Origin of the sequence: Mycobacterium sp. SMC-18 (genome assembly GCF_045310895.1) — a bacterium.
In the GTDB taxonomy this organism is placed as follows: domain Bacteria; phylum Actinomycetota; class Actinomycetes; order Mycobacteriales; family Mycobacteriaceae; genus Mycobacterium.
The window spans coordinates 111,172-126,599 of record NZ_JBJIAL010000008.1; the positions used below are offsets into that span (position 1 = coordinate 111,172).

Below are 15,428 nucleotides of genomic sequence, written 5' to 3' on the forward strand. Positions count from 1 at the left end.
ACCGCCGGCGGCCATGCCGATGACCGAACAACTCAGATCAGTTGACCCAAACGCGCACGGACTATGGTTTGCGATTGTGACCGGAACACCCGCGAGCGATGTGCCTCATACCGTGCCGATCGGGCGTATCCAGGCGTTCGTCAGGTTTGCGCTGGCCAACGGCTGGGATGTATCCGCATTCATGCACCGGGCCGGTGTGTCTCCGATGTTGTTGGCCGAAGGCCGATCCCGGGTCACGACAGACCAGGCGACGATCTTCGTGCGTGAATTGTGGCGGGTAACTGATGACGAGCTCCTCGGATTCGGCACCACCCCGGTGCCGCGCGGCACTTTCCGCCTGGTTTGTCATGCGCTGATCGGCACTGCCGCGGACCTGCGTGAGGGTTTGCAGCGGTTCGTGGAGTTCAATGGCGCATTGCCGGGTACCCCGCCGATACACGTCGAGTTCGGTCCCGAAGAGACGACGTTGTCGATCGATCTGAGTGCCGTCGACGGTCCCATCGATGTTCTCGTCGACGCGCTCCTGGCGATCACGCAGCGGTTTCTCGAATGGTCGATCAATGCGCCGCTGCCTCTGCACCGCATCGAGGTGCCGTATCCGAAGCCTGGCGACATCGACGACTATGACCTGATTTTCGGCGCGCCAGTCGTTTTCTCTGCACCGATGCCCGCGCTGGTGATCAACAGCAAGATCCTCGGCTCACCATTGGTGCGCACGCAGGAAGAAGTCGAGTCGTTCGTCCGCAATGCCCCGGCCGACTTTCTCGCCCGGCGCGATTACGCCACGTCGCTGTCGGACCGGGTACGGCACATGCTTCAGCGCGGACTCAACGGTCCGGGACCCAATACCGACGACATCGCCCGGGCGCTGGCGCTCAGCCCGCAGAGCGTGCGGCGCAAGCTGCGTGAGGAGGGAACGTCGATCCGTGAACTGCGCGAGACGGTCCTGCGCGATGCTGCGATAGCGGGCTTGGCCCGTGGCGACGAGTCGATTGCCGAAATTTCTGCGCGACTGGGCTTCTCGGAGCCGAGCGCGTTCACCAGGGCGTTTCGCCGATGGACCGGTAGCGCGCCCCGGTCATACCAGCCCCGGTAGGCGCGTTTCGGTCAAGCCATGTGATCGCCGCGGTCATGGCTGCGCAGCCCCGGTACGCCATAGCGTCCCTGACATGACTCAACAACATCGCTCGGGATGGATGGACAAGGATCTGGATGCGCTCGCCGACCTGGCGCGGCGCTTCTTCGAATCCGAATGTGCACCGCACGAGGCGCGCTGGGCAGAACAACATCACGTCGATCGCGATGTCTGGACGCGGGCCGGCGAGCTGGGACTGCTCTGCATGAGCATTCCCGAGGTCTACGGCGGCGGTGGCGGTACGTTTGCCCATGACGCGGTGGTCTCGATCGAACAAGTTCGGGCCCTGGCACCGAGCTTCGGCGGCATGCTGCACAGCGGCATCATCGCCCACTACATCAACTCCTACGGCGCGGAAAGCCAGAAGCAGCAGTGGCTGCCCAAGATGGCTACCGGTGAAATCATCACCGCTATCGCCATGACAGAACCCGGTACGGGTTCCGACCTGCAGGCCATCAAGACGAAAGCCGTCAAGGACGGCGACAACTACCGCATCAGTGGCGCAAAGACTTTCATCTCCAACGGCTTGTTGGCCGATCTGGTGATCGTCGCGGCCAAGACCGACCCGGACAGCAGAGGCGTGGACAGCGTTTCGCTGATCGCTGTCGAAACCGATCGCGCCGGGTTCCGCCGTGGCCGCAACCTGCACAAGATCGGCCAGCACGGCCAGGACACCTGCGAGCTGTTCTTCGACGACGTCGAGGTGCCGCAGACCAACCTGATCGGGGACACCGAAGGCCTCGGGTTCATCCAACTGATGCAGCAACTGGCGCAAGAACGGCTCTTCCTGGCCGTCGCCGCGGCCGCGTCGATCGAGGTAGCGGTCAACCTGACGGTGGCGTACACCAAAGATCGTGAGGCGTTCGGGCGTCCGGTGTTCGGCTTTCAGAACAGCCAATTCGAGCTTGCCGAATGCGACACGCTCAAGACGGTGGCGTGGACCTTCCTCGATGACTGCATCGTCAAACACCTTGGGGGAGAACTCGATATCCCCATGGCAGCCAAGGCGAAGTGGTGGCTCACCGAGCAGCAGTGCCAGGTCATCGACCGGTGTATGCAGCTTTTCGGCGGCTACGGGTACATGTCCGAGTACCCCATCGCGCGGATGTACACCGACGCCCGGATCCAGAAGGTGTACGGCGGTACCAACGAGATCATGAAGACGATCATCGCGAAGGCACTGTGATGGCGGGACCACTCACCGGGCTGCGGGTCGTTGAGATCGCCGGCCTCGCGCCGGCCCCGTTCGGCTGCATGATTCTCGCCGATCTCGGGGCCGAGGTCTTGCGGGTCGAGCGCGCCACCGCCTCGGACGGACTGACACCGCCAGCCGGGCCGCTGGACCGCGGCAAATACAGCCTCGCCCTTGATCTGAAGAATCCGGACGACCGGGACCGCCTGTATGCGATCACCGACAACGCGGACGTCTTCGTCGAGGGATTCCGGCCCGGTGTCGCCGAACGCCTGGGACTCGGCCCGGCCGACATCAGTAGCCGGAACCCCCGCATCGTGTACGCACGCATGACCGGATGGGGGCAGCAAGGTCCACTCGCACCCACTGCCGGCCACGACATCAACTACATTGCCTTGTCCGGGGTACTCGACCTGGTTGGCCGTGCCGACGAACGACCCGTGCCGCCGGGCAACATTGTCGGTGACTTCGCCGGCGGTGGAATGCTCTTGGCCCTCGGCGTCATCGCGGCGCTGTACGAACGCGCACAGTCGGGCATCGGCCAGATCATCGACGCGGCGATGGTCGACGGTGCGGCCCTCTACACCGCGTTCATGCACGGCCTGCATGCCAACGGCCTCTGGAACCAACCACGGGGCCACAACATGCTCGATGGCGGCGCACCGTTCTACGACACCTACGAATGTGCCGACGGGCGTCATGTCGCGGTCGGTTGTGTGGAGTATCCGTTCTATCTGCAGATGCTCGAACGCCTTGGTGTCGATGACCCGGATCTGCCGTTTCAGCTCGACACCACCGGCTGGGCTGAGCTCAGGGCTCGCATCGCCGCAAAGTTCAAGCAGCGCAGCCGCGATGAGTGGGCCGAGCACTTCGCAGACAGCGATGCCTGCGTCACGCCGGTCCTGTCGCCGTGGGAAGCCCACGAACATCCGCACAACCAAGCACGTGGCGCCTACCTGGAGATCGACGGTCTTCGCCAGCCCGCCCCGGCGCCGCGATTCAGCCGCACCGCCGCCGGAGTTCCGGCGCCGATGTCGACCGAAACGTCAGATGTCGAACAGCTCCTCAGCAGGTGGAGCGTCGCCGCGTCGAGTGCTCATGTCGGCAGCTGAAACGACTGCTCGCACAATCCGGTCGGGGCCGCACGCCGGCGGCGTCGTACCGGAGCTGGCACGTCGACTCCGAGACGCTCAAGGCGAGTGGGAAGCGATGGGTACCCGGGGCCGGGCCTCGTGGTTGCTGCGATACCGGGACTGGTTGTTCGACAACCAGTTTGAGATCGTGACGGCGATCCAGGACGAAACACACAAGGTTCGGTCGGAGGCAGCTCTCGAAATCGCCTATGCCGCTGAGGCGATCAACTACTACCGCGGCCAGGCCCATCGGATTCTCGCCGACGAGCATCCCCGGCCGCGGTCGCTCATCACCGTCAACAAGCGAATTCAGCACCGCTACCGTCCGTATCCGCTCGTCGGAGTGATTGCGCCCTGGAACTTCCCGATTGCCCTGGCGATGATGGACGCAGTGCCCGCGCTGGCCGCCGGCGCCGCGGTCATCGTCAAGCCATCCGAATTCACCACCGTCGCCACCCGATTCGTGATCGATGGATGGAATGAGATCGGTGCACCTGCCGTACTGGCCTGCACACCCGGAGACGCAGGCGCGGGCGCAGCGGTGGTCGACCACGTGGACTACGTCCAATTCACCGGCTCGTGTGCGACGGGGAAGCTCGTTGCCGCTGCTGCAGCGCAGCGTCTGATCCCGTGCAGCCTGGAACTCGGCGGAAAGGATGCGATGCTGGTGTTGGCCGACGCCGACCTCGGCCGTGCTGCTCGGGGCGCCGTGTTCGGCGCGTTCTACAACACCGGACAGGCCTGCGTATCGGTCGAACGCGTATACGTCGTCGACGCGGTGTACGACGAATTCGTCCGGCGCGTACTCGACGAAACGGCACGGCTGCGTCACGGCGTCGAGGGGGAAAATGCCCGCGCCATCGACATCGGTCCGATGATCAATGAAGCACAGCTGGCGATCGTCGAGCGGCACGTCACCGATGCCTGTGCCCGTGGCGCCACAGTGTTGACCGGGGGAAGCCGCACAGAGGAAACCCTGGCCTTCGCGCCCACGGTGCTGACGGATGTCGACCACTCGATGCTGTGCATGACCGAGGAGACGTTCGGTCCACTGCTGCCCATCATGCGGGTCAGTGGCGAGATGGAAGCCATCCGGCTGGCCAATGATTCGCGCTACGGTTTGTCGGCCAGCGTCTGGACGCGCGACCGCGCCCGCGGAAGACGGGTGGCGGACCGGCTCGAGGTCGGCGCGGTGAACATCAACGACGTGTTGACCAACGTCGCGGCGTTTCCCGCAGCCATGACCGGTCGTAAGGAATCGGGGATCGGTGGGCGGAACGGTGGCGCCGCGGGCATTCGCAAGTACTGCCGCGTTCAGACGACGATGTGGAATCGGGTTGATCTCCAGCGTGATCCGCATTGGTTCCCGTACACGCCGGCACGGACCGCGATGGTCAAGGCCGTGCTACGAATCAGCGCCGGGCGGGGCCTGCTCCGCAAACTCGGCTGACTCGAGACTTCAGCTGTACTCAGGGCGCAGGATCGACGCGAGGGCCGTGAGCGGGATGTGCGGCTCGACAGTGCCACCGTCCATCGACCACTGCTGAAGCTGGTCGTACTGGATCGGTGAGTCGTGCCCGACCGGATAGTCCGGCATGTACAGGATCAACTCATCGGGCGTCAGTGCCCAGGCCCGGTAGCCGCCGGAGTACGGCTTGTCCGCTGTCCAGCGGTCGGGCGAGAACGGGTAGGCACCCGGTGCGTGCTGCCAGGCTGCTCTGTCGAGGGCTTCGGAGATGAATTGCCCGGCCAGCGGGGGAATGGCGGCGCCGGGATCCACTCCCGCCCTGACGATGTCGCTCAGCGCCAACTGCTTTCCGGTCGCCATGTCGAACGTGAAGGTGCGGTAGGCGTTGTTGATCCACGGTCCGTCCGCGTGATAGTCCTCGTGGAACACCACGCTGAGGGCGTTGCCGTGCCGCAATACCTGAAAGTTCTCCTCGCCCCAGCTGTCCTGGACCATCGAGGCGCCTTTGGCCCGCCAGTTGGTGTACAGGTCGCGTAGGTACGGGCGAAGTACCGGGCCGGTAATGGGGTTGTCCACGAGATCACCCGGTACTGCCACCTTGATGTCGCGGGTCGCCTTGCGTTGCGAGAGCACCGACGTGTGGCAGTACTGGCCATCCCAGTCACCACCGAGTTCTCCGCAGAACGACGGCGCGGAGGCCGCCGACGTCGGCGCGGTGGCGATGGTGACGCCGATACCGATCACGGCTGCTGCCAAACGGTTTCCGAACATGTCAGCAGCTCCTAGGGCAGTTCGACCTTGCTTGCCAACCAACGCCCGTCCACCAGTTCCATCGTGATCTTCATGCGGCTGCGGTCGACGCGCGGGTCGGGGCGGGCAGTGTTGCTGACCGTTTGGTTGACCATCAACAACACGACCACCTTGTCTCGCGATACGGACTGGATCGCCGAATCGGTGACAACGCCGTGCGCCGTCGCTTTGTTGTCGATCAGCAATTGCCGAAGTTGCAGACTGGATTTGGTGTACATGTCCTTGAACTCGCCGGTTGCGCCGTTCAGCACCGTGGCGAAGTTCTGGTCGACGCTGTTCGAGTCGATGCTCGTCAACACGTGCGCGTACTCGATCGCCTTGTGCTGTGCTGCTTTCCCGGCCTCGGCCACTGCGTGCGACTGCCACAGTTGCCAACCCAGAAAACCCGTCAGGCCGTATGCGCCGATGAATGTCGTCAGTATCAGGGTCCTGACGGTGCGGCGGCGCCACCGCTGCGGCGCGGCCGCTTCGGTTGAAGTGTCCTGCAGGACGTCAGTCGAATCCTGCTCCGCCACGGTGTCTTCGATATGGCCAGCATCGTCGACATCGCGGTCGTCATGGGTCGTCACTGTCATGATTGCTCCTCGGGCGTCAGTGCGGTGGTTCGATCGGCAGCGTCGGCCCGCCGTAGGGGGTGGGAATGGTGAAGCGGCCCTTGGGCGTCGGGTCCGCGGTCTGGCCCAGGTTGGCGCCTGGTGGGGGACCGGCGGTGTCGTCGCCGGCCGGTCGCGGAGCATTCTTGGCTCCCCGGATCAGCACTTCGGGATCGTCGTCCCGGCAGTAGGTGTGAAGGAACGGCTCGGGAAAGTCGGCCGCCGACGACACGCGTCGCGGGGTGCCGTAATCGCACACGTAGCGCGGGTAGATGTCGCCCGTCGCCCACAATCCGTTGTCGTGGAAGACGCTCGTGATGGCTCCGACTGTCGAGCCGCGATAGTTCGGAAAGAGTGCATTCAGTGCCGGAACCCGTACATACAGCAGTTGTGATGTCGTGACCAGATTGGCGAGCAGGCCCACCATGGTGTCGGAGTTGTCGTTGAAGAGGTTGTCAACCGACGACAGCAGTCCCGGTGTCTGGTCGAGGAGCTTCCGGTAACCGGGGTCCATCTTGTTGACGCCTGCCAGTACCTGGCCGGCGTTCCGCGATGTCGCGGACAGGCCCGCATCGACGTCGGCGAGCATCGTGAACACGACCCGGCTCGACTTGAGCAGACTCACCGTCTCGGGGAGTACCGAGTCGAGCGTGGACAGCAGGAAGGTGCCGCCATCGACGATGTCGCGGAGTTTGTCCGGGCCCGCTCCGCTCATGCTGAGCTCACGTTTGATGAGAGTCAGTTTGGCCGGATCAGTCTGGGCGAGAATCCCATTGGCGTCGGCGAGCAGCTCCGACAACGGGATCGGCGTGCTGGCCTGCCGCTGGCTGACGACGCTACCGTCGGCCAGGTAGGGCCCGTTGTTCGAGGCGGCCTGGAAGTCGATGTACTGCTCACCTGCCGCAGACAGCCCCGACACCCGCACATGACTCGATGCCGGGATCTTGATGTCCGAGTTGATCGTGGCGACGGCGCTGACACCCGACGGGGTGATCCGCAGTGACTCGATGCGCCCGACCGGTACGCCGCGCATGGCGATGTCCTGGTTGGGCAGCAGGCCGCCGGAATTGGGCAGCGCGATGGTGATCCGGTACGTGGAGATCGCCGGGTTGAACCGCAGCGCGCCGATCAACAGGTAGGCAGTCGCGAGCACGAACGTCAGGGCCAACGCCAGGCCGGAGATCCAGGTCCGTCGGCGGTGACCGGCGCGAACCACGTTGACAATGAACGTGCTGATTGCGTCGATCACCGCGGTGCCTCCTGGGCCGATGGCTCGGCTGGTGGTGGCTGCAGGTGGTCCTCGGGGGCAGGCGCCAGGGGCGGACCGACAGGCGTCCACTGGTTCTGTCCCATCGGGGTGTCCGGGCCTTGGCCCACGACGCGTTCCTGCAGTCGCCACAGCGCGTATTTGATCGATCCGACCAGCTTGGCCCAGTCGTAACGCTTGGGTCCGTGGAACGCCGGATCGCCCTTGAACCCAGCGTCCGGCATCGATCCCAGGACCAGCCGGTCGATCGAGGCACGTACCGAGATCGAGTCGCTCGACGTGAGTTTGACGAACGGCGGCATCAATCTGTTGAGTGCGGCGAGGCTCGTATTGGGGCTCTGCGCAACGTTATTCCACGCACCTGCGATGGTGTTGGCATCGCCGATGAGGCTGTGGCCGCTGGTGTCGGTACCTGCGATCGACGGGAGCTTGGCCAGCTGGCGACTGGTGGCGCCGACCTGATCGATGACGTCGGCAAGTTGATCGGTGTTGGCGGACAACACTTCCGTGGCCGGGCCGGCGGCGGTCAGGATGTCGCTGATGGCCTGATTCTTCTCGCTCATGCGGTCGGCGAGCCGGGCGGTCTCGGTCACTGCCGTGTCGATCTGGTCGGATCGAGCGTTGAGCTTGGTCAGCAGTTCGTTGGACTGCGCGATGAGATTGCCCAATGCCCGGCCCTGGTCGCCCGTTGCCTTTCCGGCACCGTTGACGAAGTTGGTGAAGTTGCGCACGGCGCCACCGTTGACGACCAACGCTGCTGTGCTGAGCACTGATTCAACCGTGGCGGCTGCCGTGGTCGATTGCAGGCCGATGGTGTCGCCACCCTTGAGCAGCGGCGCGGACGGGTCCAGCGGGGTGGGCGGCTTGATCGCGACGAAGACGTCGCCGAGCGGCGTTGCGGAGCGTAGTTCGGCGGTGCTGGTCACCGGTATCCGGACGCCGTCCATGATGCGCAGGGTCGTCACCGCGGTGTAGTTGCGCGCGGTCATCGATTCGAGTTGCCCCACATCGGCGCCGGCGAGCTTCACCTTGGCGTGCGCCGGGAGATTCAGCGCGTTGGAGAAGACGGCGGTGATCAGATACCCGCCCGTGCCGACGCCCGGTGCCGGCAGCGGGAGGCTGCCCAGCCCACTCGTGGCACACGCAGTGGTGATCATCGCGGTGGTCACGGCGATGGCCAGCGCCCGTGTCGTGCGCCGCGTCGTCACTTCTGTCCCATCGCTGCGAGGCCGTCCAACACGTAGGTCAGGCCGAAGTCCGGGCCGTAATCCTGCAATGTGCCGGTACTGCAGCCCAATTGGCGTAGGTGCATGAGGTTGCACATCTCTTTGGGCAGCTGGCTCTCGGTCAGCAGCTTGTCGGCGAGTGCGTGCACGCGAATGGAGCCGTTGGTCTGGTCGACGGTGTTGTAGATGTTGTCCAGCGCCAGCGGCAGGACATCGAGCAGCTCGGACACCTCGCGCTGACGGTCGACCAGTGTCTTCACCGCGGTATCGCCATTGATCACGCTCTGCTTCAGATGGTCGCGGTTCTGGTCGATGAGAGTTGTTGCCTGTGTGACGATCTGGTTGATCATGCGGCCGGTGGAACCCGATCCCAGATCCTCGTCGGCGAGCACCTGGGTCAGCTGACGGGTGGTGGATCCGAACTGGCGCACTTTGGCGTCATTGCGGGCAGCGGCATCGACCAACGAGCTGAGGTCGCGGATGATCGTGGTCAGTTGGTCTCCGGTCTGCGCGCCGCCGTCGGAGCTGAGTCGCAGTGCGTTCGAGAGTTCGTCGAGAGCAGCCTTGATCTTCTCGCCGTTGCCATCTGCGGTGCGGGCGCCGGCGTTGATGATGTCTGCCACCGGTCCGCCACCGTGGCCATCGCCCTTGAGCGATTTCGAAATCTTGTCGAGCATGTCGAGTACCCGGTCGAATGCGACTGGGGTCTTGGTTCGCTCGAGGCCGATCGTGTCGTGGTTCTGCAGCAGCGGCCCACCGTGATAGGCAGGTGTCAGTTCGATCTGCCGGTCGGTGAGGATCGATGTGCTGATGGTGACGGCGTGGACGTCGGCGGGAATCTTGACGTTGCGGTCCACGGTGAACTCGACTTCGACGTAGCCGCCCCGCGGCGTGATCTTGGTGACCGTGCCGACCGGCATGCCGAGGACCGCGACGACGTTGTCGCGATAGAGCCCTGCCGCACTGTCGAATTGGGCGGTCACGGTCATCGTGTCGAGCCGGGACTTGATGTGGTACACCGCGAATCCGGCCGCGGCGAGGATTATTACGGCGATCGCGGCGACCAGTGTGATGGCTTTGCGCCTACCGGTGCTCATTTGCAGTCCTTGAAGTACTCGATCATGCCGAATTGCTTGGCGCGCCCACTGATCGCGCACATCCACGAGTCGATGGCGATTCCGTTGGGCAGATTCATCTCCACAACCGGGCCGTATCCGGTGGCGTTGGTCAGGCCACGCAGTGGCACCGGGGCAATCTGAAGCAGGTTGCGGAACAGGTCGTCGTGCTGGCCGATCATGTTGGTGAGCACATGCAGGTCGGCCAGCATCTTGCTCAGCATTGGCCGGTCGTTCACCACGATCTTGTCCAGTGTGTCGGCCAGACTGGCCAGCGCCGCGAGCATGGCGTGGAATGTGGCTCGGCGCTGGACGAATTGGCCGATCAGGTCCTGGCCCTGGTCGATGAGACTACCCAGGTTGCTCTGCTGAGCTCGGAGTGTGTTGGCCACCCGCTGGGTGCTCTTGAGCAGGGTGCCGAGTTGGTCGCGCCGGCCCGCGGTGATCGTCGACAGGGTGCGCAGGTTCGCCATGGCGGCGGGGATGACCGCCGGCAGACCGTCGAGCTGCGTGCCCAGGACGGCGAGCGACTGCGCGAACTGATCGGAGTCGACCTGATCGAACGTCGTGGTCGCATCTTGTAGTGCGGACTGCAGGTCGTACGGAACCTGGGTGCGGGCAAGGCTGATCGTCTTGTTCGGCAGTGCACTTTGGCCGTCGGGTGCCAGCTCCAGATAGCGGGACCCGAGGATCGTCATCACTTTGATGGCCGCTCTGGTGTCCCGGCCGAGCGGGATGTTGTCACGAATCTTGAACCCGGCCGTGACGTGGTCGCCGGCGAGCGCGATGTCGGAGACGGTCCCGACCTCGATTCCGGCGATGGTGACGGGGTTTCCGGGGCGCAGGGCCGCGGCCTGCGCGAATTCGGCTGTGTACCTGGTGTATCCGACGCCGAGCAGCTTGACGAACAGCGATGCCGCGACGAGCACACCGACCACGGCCAGCGCCATGATGCCCAGCCAAGTTCGGTTGTACGACTCCAGTGGACGGCGCCGGCGGCCGCGCCGATGCGGTGTGATGGTCGATGAGTCAGCCATTGGCCATGTTCCTGCACCTCGGGGTGTGCTGTCCCAGGTTCTGGGTGGTGATCGGGTGGTCATTGCCCGGAGTCGCGGCGTTGACGATGAAGGTGGTGATGTCGTTGAGCCCCGGGAAGAAACCGGTCGCGTTCAGGTCGCAGGCGTACGCGTTGCCATATGAGCCTTGCTCGACGAGCCGGGCCAGCCCCTTCAGCAGCAGCGGCAGGTTGTCGCCCATGAACGCCAACTGCGGTTCGATGTCGATCAAGTGGCTGGTGAACCCGGGTTCGCGGGTGATGAGCTGATCCAGGGCGGGGTAGACCTCAGTCATCACCGTCGACAACCGGCGCGACACCTGCGCGAACGACCCGATCGAACTCTGCAACGCCGGACGGCGCGCATCGAAATCGGCGACGACGTTGTGGGCCTGGCGGAGTGTGTGGTCCAGCTCGTCGTTCTGGCGGGCGACGTTCGCGGTGACCTTGCTGAGGCTCGTGATCAGATCGCCGAGGGCCTGGTCGCGTCCGGACAGCGTTCGGGTGAGCGTCGAGGTCTGGTCGACGAGCTTGACGAGCGATCCCTGATCGCCCTGAAGCGATTGGATGACACCTTTGGTGAGGTCGTCGGCCTGCTTGGGATTCAGCAGGCTGAAAAGCGGTTCGAATCCGTTGAGCAGGGTGCCGACATCGAACGATGATTCGGTTCGCGCCAGGGGGATAACGCCTCCTGCCGGCAGGAGGTCGGTGGCGCCGGACTTGTCCAGGGAGAGCCCGAGGTAACGCTGCCCGATGATGTTCTGGTAGGTGACCGAGGCGATGGTGTTGCGGTACACATGTTGGTCGCTCTGCACGATGAACGCGACCCGTGCCTGTTTCCCGTCGAGGTCGATCTTCTCGACACGGCCCACGCGAACGCCGGCCATGCGCACGTCGTCACCTTCCCGCAAGCCGAAGACGTCGGTGAACACGGCCGCGTAACGCGTCGTCGAACCCGCCACGTCGCGGCGCAGCGTGGCGTACACGAGCCACGTCAGCACGGTCGCGACCGTCATGAAGATGGACAGCCCGATCAGTGGCCCACGGAACTTCATTTCTGCCCCTCCGCATTCATCGAGACGGTCATGCCGCGCACCACCGGACCGAGCAGCAGTTGGGTTGCCACGGATGCCGGACGCACCTGCCCGGTGAGCACGCCGAGTTGGCTCCGTTCTTGTTGGCTACCAACAGGACCCACGTTGCCGCCGTACGCCGCGGGTGCGGCCTCGGCGGGCAGCACGGGCGGCTGGGGGACCAGCGGTGCCGTCGCCGGAGGCATCGGCGGTGCGTCGTCGGGATCGGCGGTCCCGGGCACCCGGGGCGCCGGTCCCGTCCACCACGGGAGCGGTGGGTTCGGGTCTGCCAGATTGGGATTGGGGTTGATCAGCGGTGGGCCGACGGCGACGAGATTCCCATCTGGGCCGACGACCGTGCCCGGTGGCGGCGCGAGATCCTTTGGCGGCTGGTAATTCTGGGGCAGCAACACCTGGGGTAGGTCGGGCCGGACCGAAATCTCCGGCGCCGTGAAGCAGCTCGGACCCTTCAGCTGGCCGTATTGGGGACAGTCGGCCCGGGTATAGGTGTAGGTCGGCGTCAGCGACAGGTTGATCCGCATGTTTCCGGTATCGAAGTCCGGCAGCCAGACTTCTTCGAAGAACTTGTCGGACAGCGTCTTAACCCTGGCGAAGATGGGTTCGAACTTGTCGGCGTTGTTGGCGAACACGCCGAGGACGGGCGTGAGGTTGTGCGTGATCTGGATCAGCTGGTCGGTGTGGTTGTCGAGTGCCTGTCGCGTGGTGCCCAGTGTGTGTAGTGATCCGGCGAGCAATGTGCTGAGTTCTGCGCGCTTTTCGGCGAAGGTCTGCATGGGTTTGACCGCCTGATGGAGGGCGTCGACGAGTTCGGGAGCCGTCGACTGCAGGCCGCGCGTCGCGTCGACCAATGCCTGCACCGTCGACGGGCCGGCGTCGGTGGCAACAATGGCGTTGAGCTGGTCCAGTATCCGGCTGAGTTGGCCACCGGCGGCGAGCAACTTGCCACCGCGGTTCTCGGTGGCGGCGCCGACGGCGGCCAGGATGCCGGTGCTGTGGTCGTCGCGTCCGCGGGCCGTGGCCGCGAGAATGTCGCGCAGCTTACTGATCGTGGTCTGGAAGATGACCGTCGGCAGCTCGGTGTCCTCGGGGACATGCGCGCCGTCGCGGATGGTGGTGCCGGCAGGCTGTTCGCCCGGCCGGTCGACGAGTTGCACCGAGGACACCGCGAAGACGTTGCTCGGCACCACGCGCGCGGTCACGGTGGCCGGAATGTCTTTGGCGTACTCGGGTTTCAGGTTGATGTGTACGTAGTTGGGTTTCCCGAACGCCGCGGGGTCGACGTCGTCGACGGTGCCGACCAGCAGCCCGTGATATTTGACGTCGGACTGCGCCGGCAGGCCGTCGCCGACGTTCACGAGGTCGGCGACCACCCGGACGTAGTCGTCGAGCCGGCCGGTGGACTTCAGCAGCATGGTCGTGGTGATCACGGCCATCACCAGCAATACCCCGGCCCCGCAGGTGAGTAGTTGTGCTTCGGAGGGGCCGCGGCCATCGGTATCCAGTGAATTCGCCATCTAGCCACCGAATCTCGCGCCGGCATCGATGCTCCACATCGCCATGGTGAGCAGCATGTTGAGGACGATCACCACGGTGATGCTGGCGCGCATGGCGTGCCCGGCGGCGACGCCGACCCCCTCGGGACCACCGCTGGCGTAGAAGCCGTAGTAGCACTGCACGGTGGAGGCGATCCAGACGAAGACCACGCATTTGATCACCGAGTAGACGATGTCCTTGCCGCTCAACATCATTGCGAAGTAGTGCGTGTAGGGGCCGAGGGAGCCGCCGCTGACGATTCCCGCGACGACCTGACAGGACACATAGGTGAACGCCAGGCATGCCACATACAGCGGGATGACGGCGATGATCGCGGCCATCAGCCGGGTGGTGACCAGGAAGGGGATGGGCCGGATCGCTATCGAATCCAGCGCGTCGATCTCTTCGGCGATTCGCATCGCACCCAGTTGCGCGGTGAACCGGCAACCGGCCTGCATGGCGAACGCGAGTGCGGCCATGATTGGCGCGAGCTCTCGGGTGTTGACCAGCGAAGAGATGATGCCGGTGGCCGGGCCGAGGCCCAAGAGGTTGAGGAAGTTGTAGCCCTCGATCGCCACGAGTGCACCCGCGGTGACACCGAGCACGACTGCCACACCGGCGGTACCGCCGCCGACGACGATGGAGCCGTTGCCCCAGGCGATGTCCGAGAGCAGCCGCAGGAATTCGTTGCGGTATTGGCGCAGTACCGCGGGAACCGACACCACGGCCCGGATGAAGAAGACGAGCATGTGCCCCAAGCGGATAACCGGCTTGCTGGTTCTCTGGTAGGCACGCACGACGGGCCGGGCGATGGCCGGCATGTAGGTGGCGACGGTCATGTCACAGCCCCGCTCGCGGGAAGAGCATGTTGTACAGCTGACTGATGCCGACGTTGACGATCATCAGCACCAGGATCGCCTCCACCACAGCGGCATTCACCGAATCGGCCACGCCGGTCGGCCCACCCCTGGTGGACAGTCCCTTCTGGCAGGCGACGATCGCGACGATGGCGCCGTACGCGATGGCCTTGACCAGGGCCAGCACCATGTCTTCCGGGGTGGCGAACGACGAGAACGTCGCGACGAAGCTTCCGGGCGCGCCGTGCTGGAAATACACATTGAACAGGTAGCTCGCCAAAAACCCTACAAAGCAGGTGATTCCGGTGAGCGCGACACCGATCGTGACCGCGGCGGCGAAACGCGGGACCACGAGACGCCGGATCACCGAGACGCCCATGACCTCCATGGCGTCGGTCTCCTCACGCATCGTGCGGGATCCCAGATCGGCCGTGATGGCCGAGCCGACCGCCGACGCCATCATCACCGCGGCCACCAGGGATGCAGCCTGCCGAATGATGGCCAGGCCGCTGGCGGCCCCGGCGAGTGAGGTGGCGCCGACTTGATTGGCCAGCAGGGCGAATTGGATGGAGAGTGTCACTCCGATCGGAAGCCCCACCAAAATGGTTGGCAGAACGGCGGTTCCGGCCATGAAGGCGCCCTGCCGAAGGAACTCTCCCCATTGGAATCGGCCGGTGAACAAGTCGGCGAAGAAGTACTGGACGGTGCGCACACCGAGGACGTACTGGTCGCCGACCGTGGTGAGTGAGGCTCGGGGGTGCCGCTTCACGTACCCGGTGGTCCACTCACCGATGGCGGCGGCGCCCTCGGTCCTGTTGGCGTCGGTGGGAAGCCCTGCGTGGTACGTCGTCATCGACGCGGCGGCTGGTCGAGCGCGACAATCAGCAGTCTTTTAGTCATCAAATATTGATTGATGTCAATAATGATCGACACATCCTCTGCTGCTGTGGT

At 64.6% G+C, this 15,428-nt stretch carries 14 protein-coding genes; 4 read left to right on the forward strand and 10 right to left on the reverse strand.

From position 1 onward, the window contains the following. Nucleotides 1-13: 13 nt before the first annotated feature. The 4 genes from ACJH6J_RS09635 (at nucleotide 14) to ACJH6J_RS09650 (ending at nucleotide 4,910) form a co-directional block, all read left to right on the forward strand. The gene (locus tag ACJH6J_RS09635) at nucleotides 14-1,096 is read left to right on the forward strand and encodes an AraC family transcriptional regulator (protein ID WP_406803874.1); all 1,083 of its coding nucleotides are present in this window, start codon (nucleotides 14-16) and stop codon (nucleotides 1,094-1,096) included. Nucleotides 1,097-1,169: 73 nt separating this feature from the next. Next, a complete protein-coding gene (locus tag ACJH6J_RS09640) occupies nucleotides 1,170-2,321 on the forward strand; it encodes an acyl-CoA dehydrogenase family protein (protein ID WP_406803875.1) in 1,152 nt (383 codons plus the stop codon). Continuing rightward, complete coding sequence (locus ACJH6J_RS09645) at nucleotides 2,321-3,439, forward strand: CaiB/BaiF CoA transferase family protein (protein ID WP_406803876.1); 1,119 nt, start codon at nucleotides 2,321-2,323, stop codon at nucleotides 3,437-3,439. The genes ACJH6J_RS09640 and ACJH6J_RS09645 overlap by 1 nt, the downstream gene beginning before the upstream one ends. Further along, entirely contained in the window at nucleotides 3,426-4,910 is a 1,485-nt protein-coding gene (locus ACJH6J_RS09650; RefSeq protein ID WP_406803877.1) for an aldehyde dehydrogenase family protein, read from the forward strand. Before ACJH6J_RS09645 ends, ACJH6J_RS09650 begins: the two co-directional genes overlap by 14 nt. Nucleotides 4,911-4,919: 9 nt before the next feature. On the opposite strand, the gene ACJH6J_RS09655 is transcribed toward ACJH6J_RS09650, so the two are convergent. From ACJH6J_RS09655 to ACJH6J_RS09700, 10 genes are read right to left on the reverse strand one after another with little or no spacing between them, the layout of a single operon-like run. Next, on the reverse strand, nucleotides 4,920-5,699 hold the full coding sequence (locus ACJH6J_RS09655) for a mannan-binding protein (protein WP_406803878.1): 780 nt from the start codon (nucleotides 5,697-5,699) through the stop codon (nucleotides 4,920-4,922). Between the two features lie 11 nt (nucleotides 5,700-5,710). Beyond that, nucleotides 5,711-6,313 (reverse strand): Mce protein, encoded by a 603-nt coding sequence (locus tag ACJH6J_RS09660; protein WP_406803879.1) that lies wholly within the window; start codon nucleotides 6,311-6,313, stop codon nucleotides 5,711-5,713. Between the two features lie 16 nt (nucleotides 6,314-6,329). Then, entirely contained in the window at nucleotides 6,330-7,580 is a 1,251-nt protein-coding gene (locus ACJH6J_RS09665) for an MlaD family protein (protein ID WP_406803880.1), read from the reverse strand. After that, entirely contained in the window at nucleotides 7,577-8,755 is a 1,179-nt protein-coding gene (locus ACJH6J_RS09670) for an MlaD family protein (protein WP_406803932.1), read from the reverse strand. Before ACJH6J_RS09670 ends, ACJH6J_RS09665 begins: the two co-directional genes overlap by 4 nt. A 47-nt stretch (nucleotides 8,756-8,802) precedes the next feature. After that, on the reverse strand, nucleotides 8,803-9,921 hold the full coding sequence (locus ACJH6J_RS09675; protein ID WP_406803881.1) for an MCE family protein: 1,119 nt from the start codon (nucleotides 9,919-9,921) through the stop codon (nucleotides 8,803-8,805). Continuing rightward, entirely contained in the window at nucleotides 9,918-10,976 is a 1,059-nt protein-coding gene (locus ACJH6J_RS09680) for an MCE family protein (protein ID WP_406803882.1), read from the reverse strand. The genes ACJH6J_RS09675 and ACJH6J_RS09680 overlap by 4 nt, the downstream gene beginning before the upstream one ends. Continuing rightward, nucleotides 10,969-12,048, reverse strand: a complete 1,080-nt coding sequence (locus tag ACJH6J_RS09685) for an MCE family protein (protein WP_406803883.1) — start codon at nucleotides 12,046-12,048, stop codon at nucleotides 10,969-10,971. Before ACJH6J_RS09685 ends, ACJH6J_RS09680 begins: the two co-directional genes overlap by 8 nt. Further along, nucleotides 12,045-13,601 (reverse strand): MlaD family protein, encoded by a 1,557-nt coding sequence (locus ACJH6J_RS09690; RefSeq protein ID WP_406803884.1) that lies wholly within the window; start codon nucleotides 13,599-13,601, stop codon nucleotides 12,045-12,047. Before ACJH6J_RS09690 ends, ACJH6J_RS09685 begins: the two co-directional genes overlap by 4 nt. Further along, nucleotides 13,602-14,459, reverse strand: a complete 858-nt coding sequence (locus ACJH6J_RS09695; protein ID WP_406803885.1) for an MlaE family ABC transporter permease — start codon at nucleotides 14,457-14,459, stop codon at nucleotides 13,602-13,604. Between the two features lies 1 nt (nucleotide 14,460). Continuing rightward, nucleotides 14,461-15,330: an MlaE family ABC transporter permease gene (locus ACJH6J_RS09700; RefSeq protein WP_406803886.1), complete on the reverse strand. Its 870-nt coding sequence runs from the start codon at nucleotides 15,328-15,330 to the stop codon at nucleotides 14,461-14,463. Between the last annotated feature and the right edge of the window lie 98 nt (nucleotides 15,331-15,428).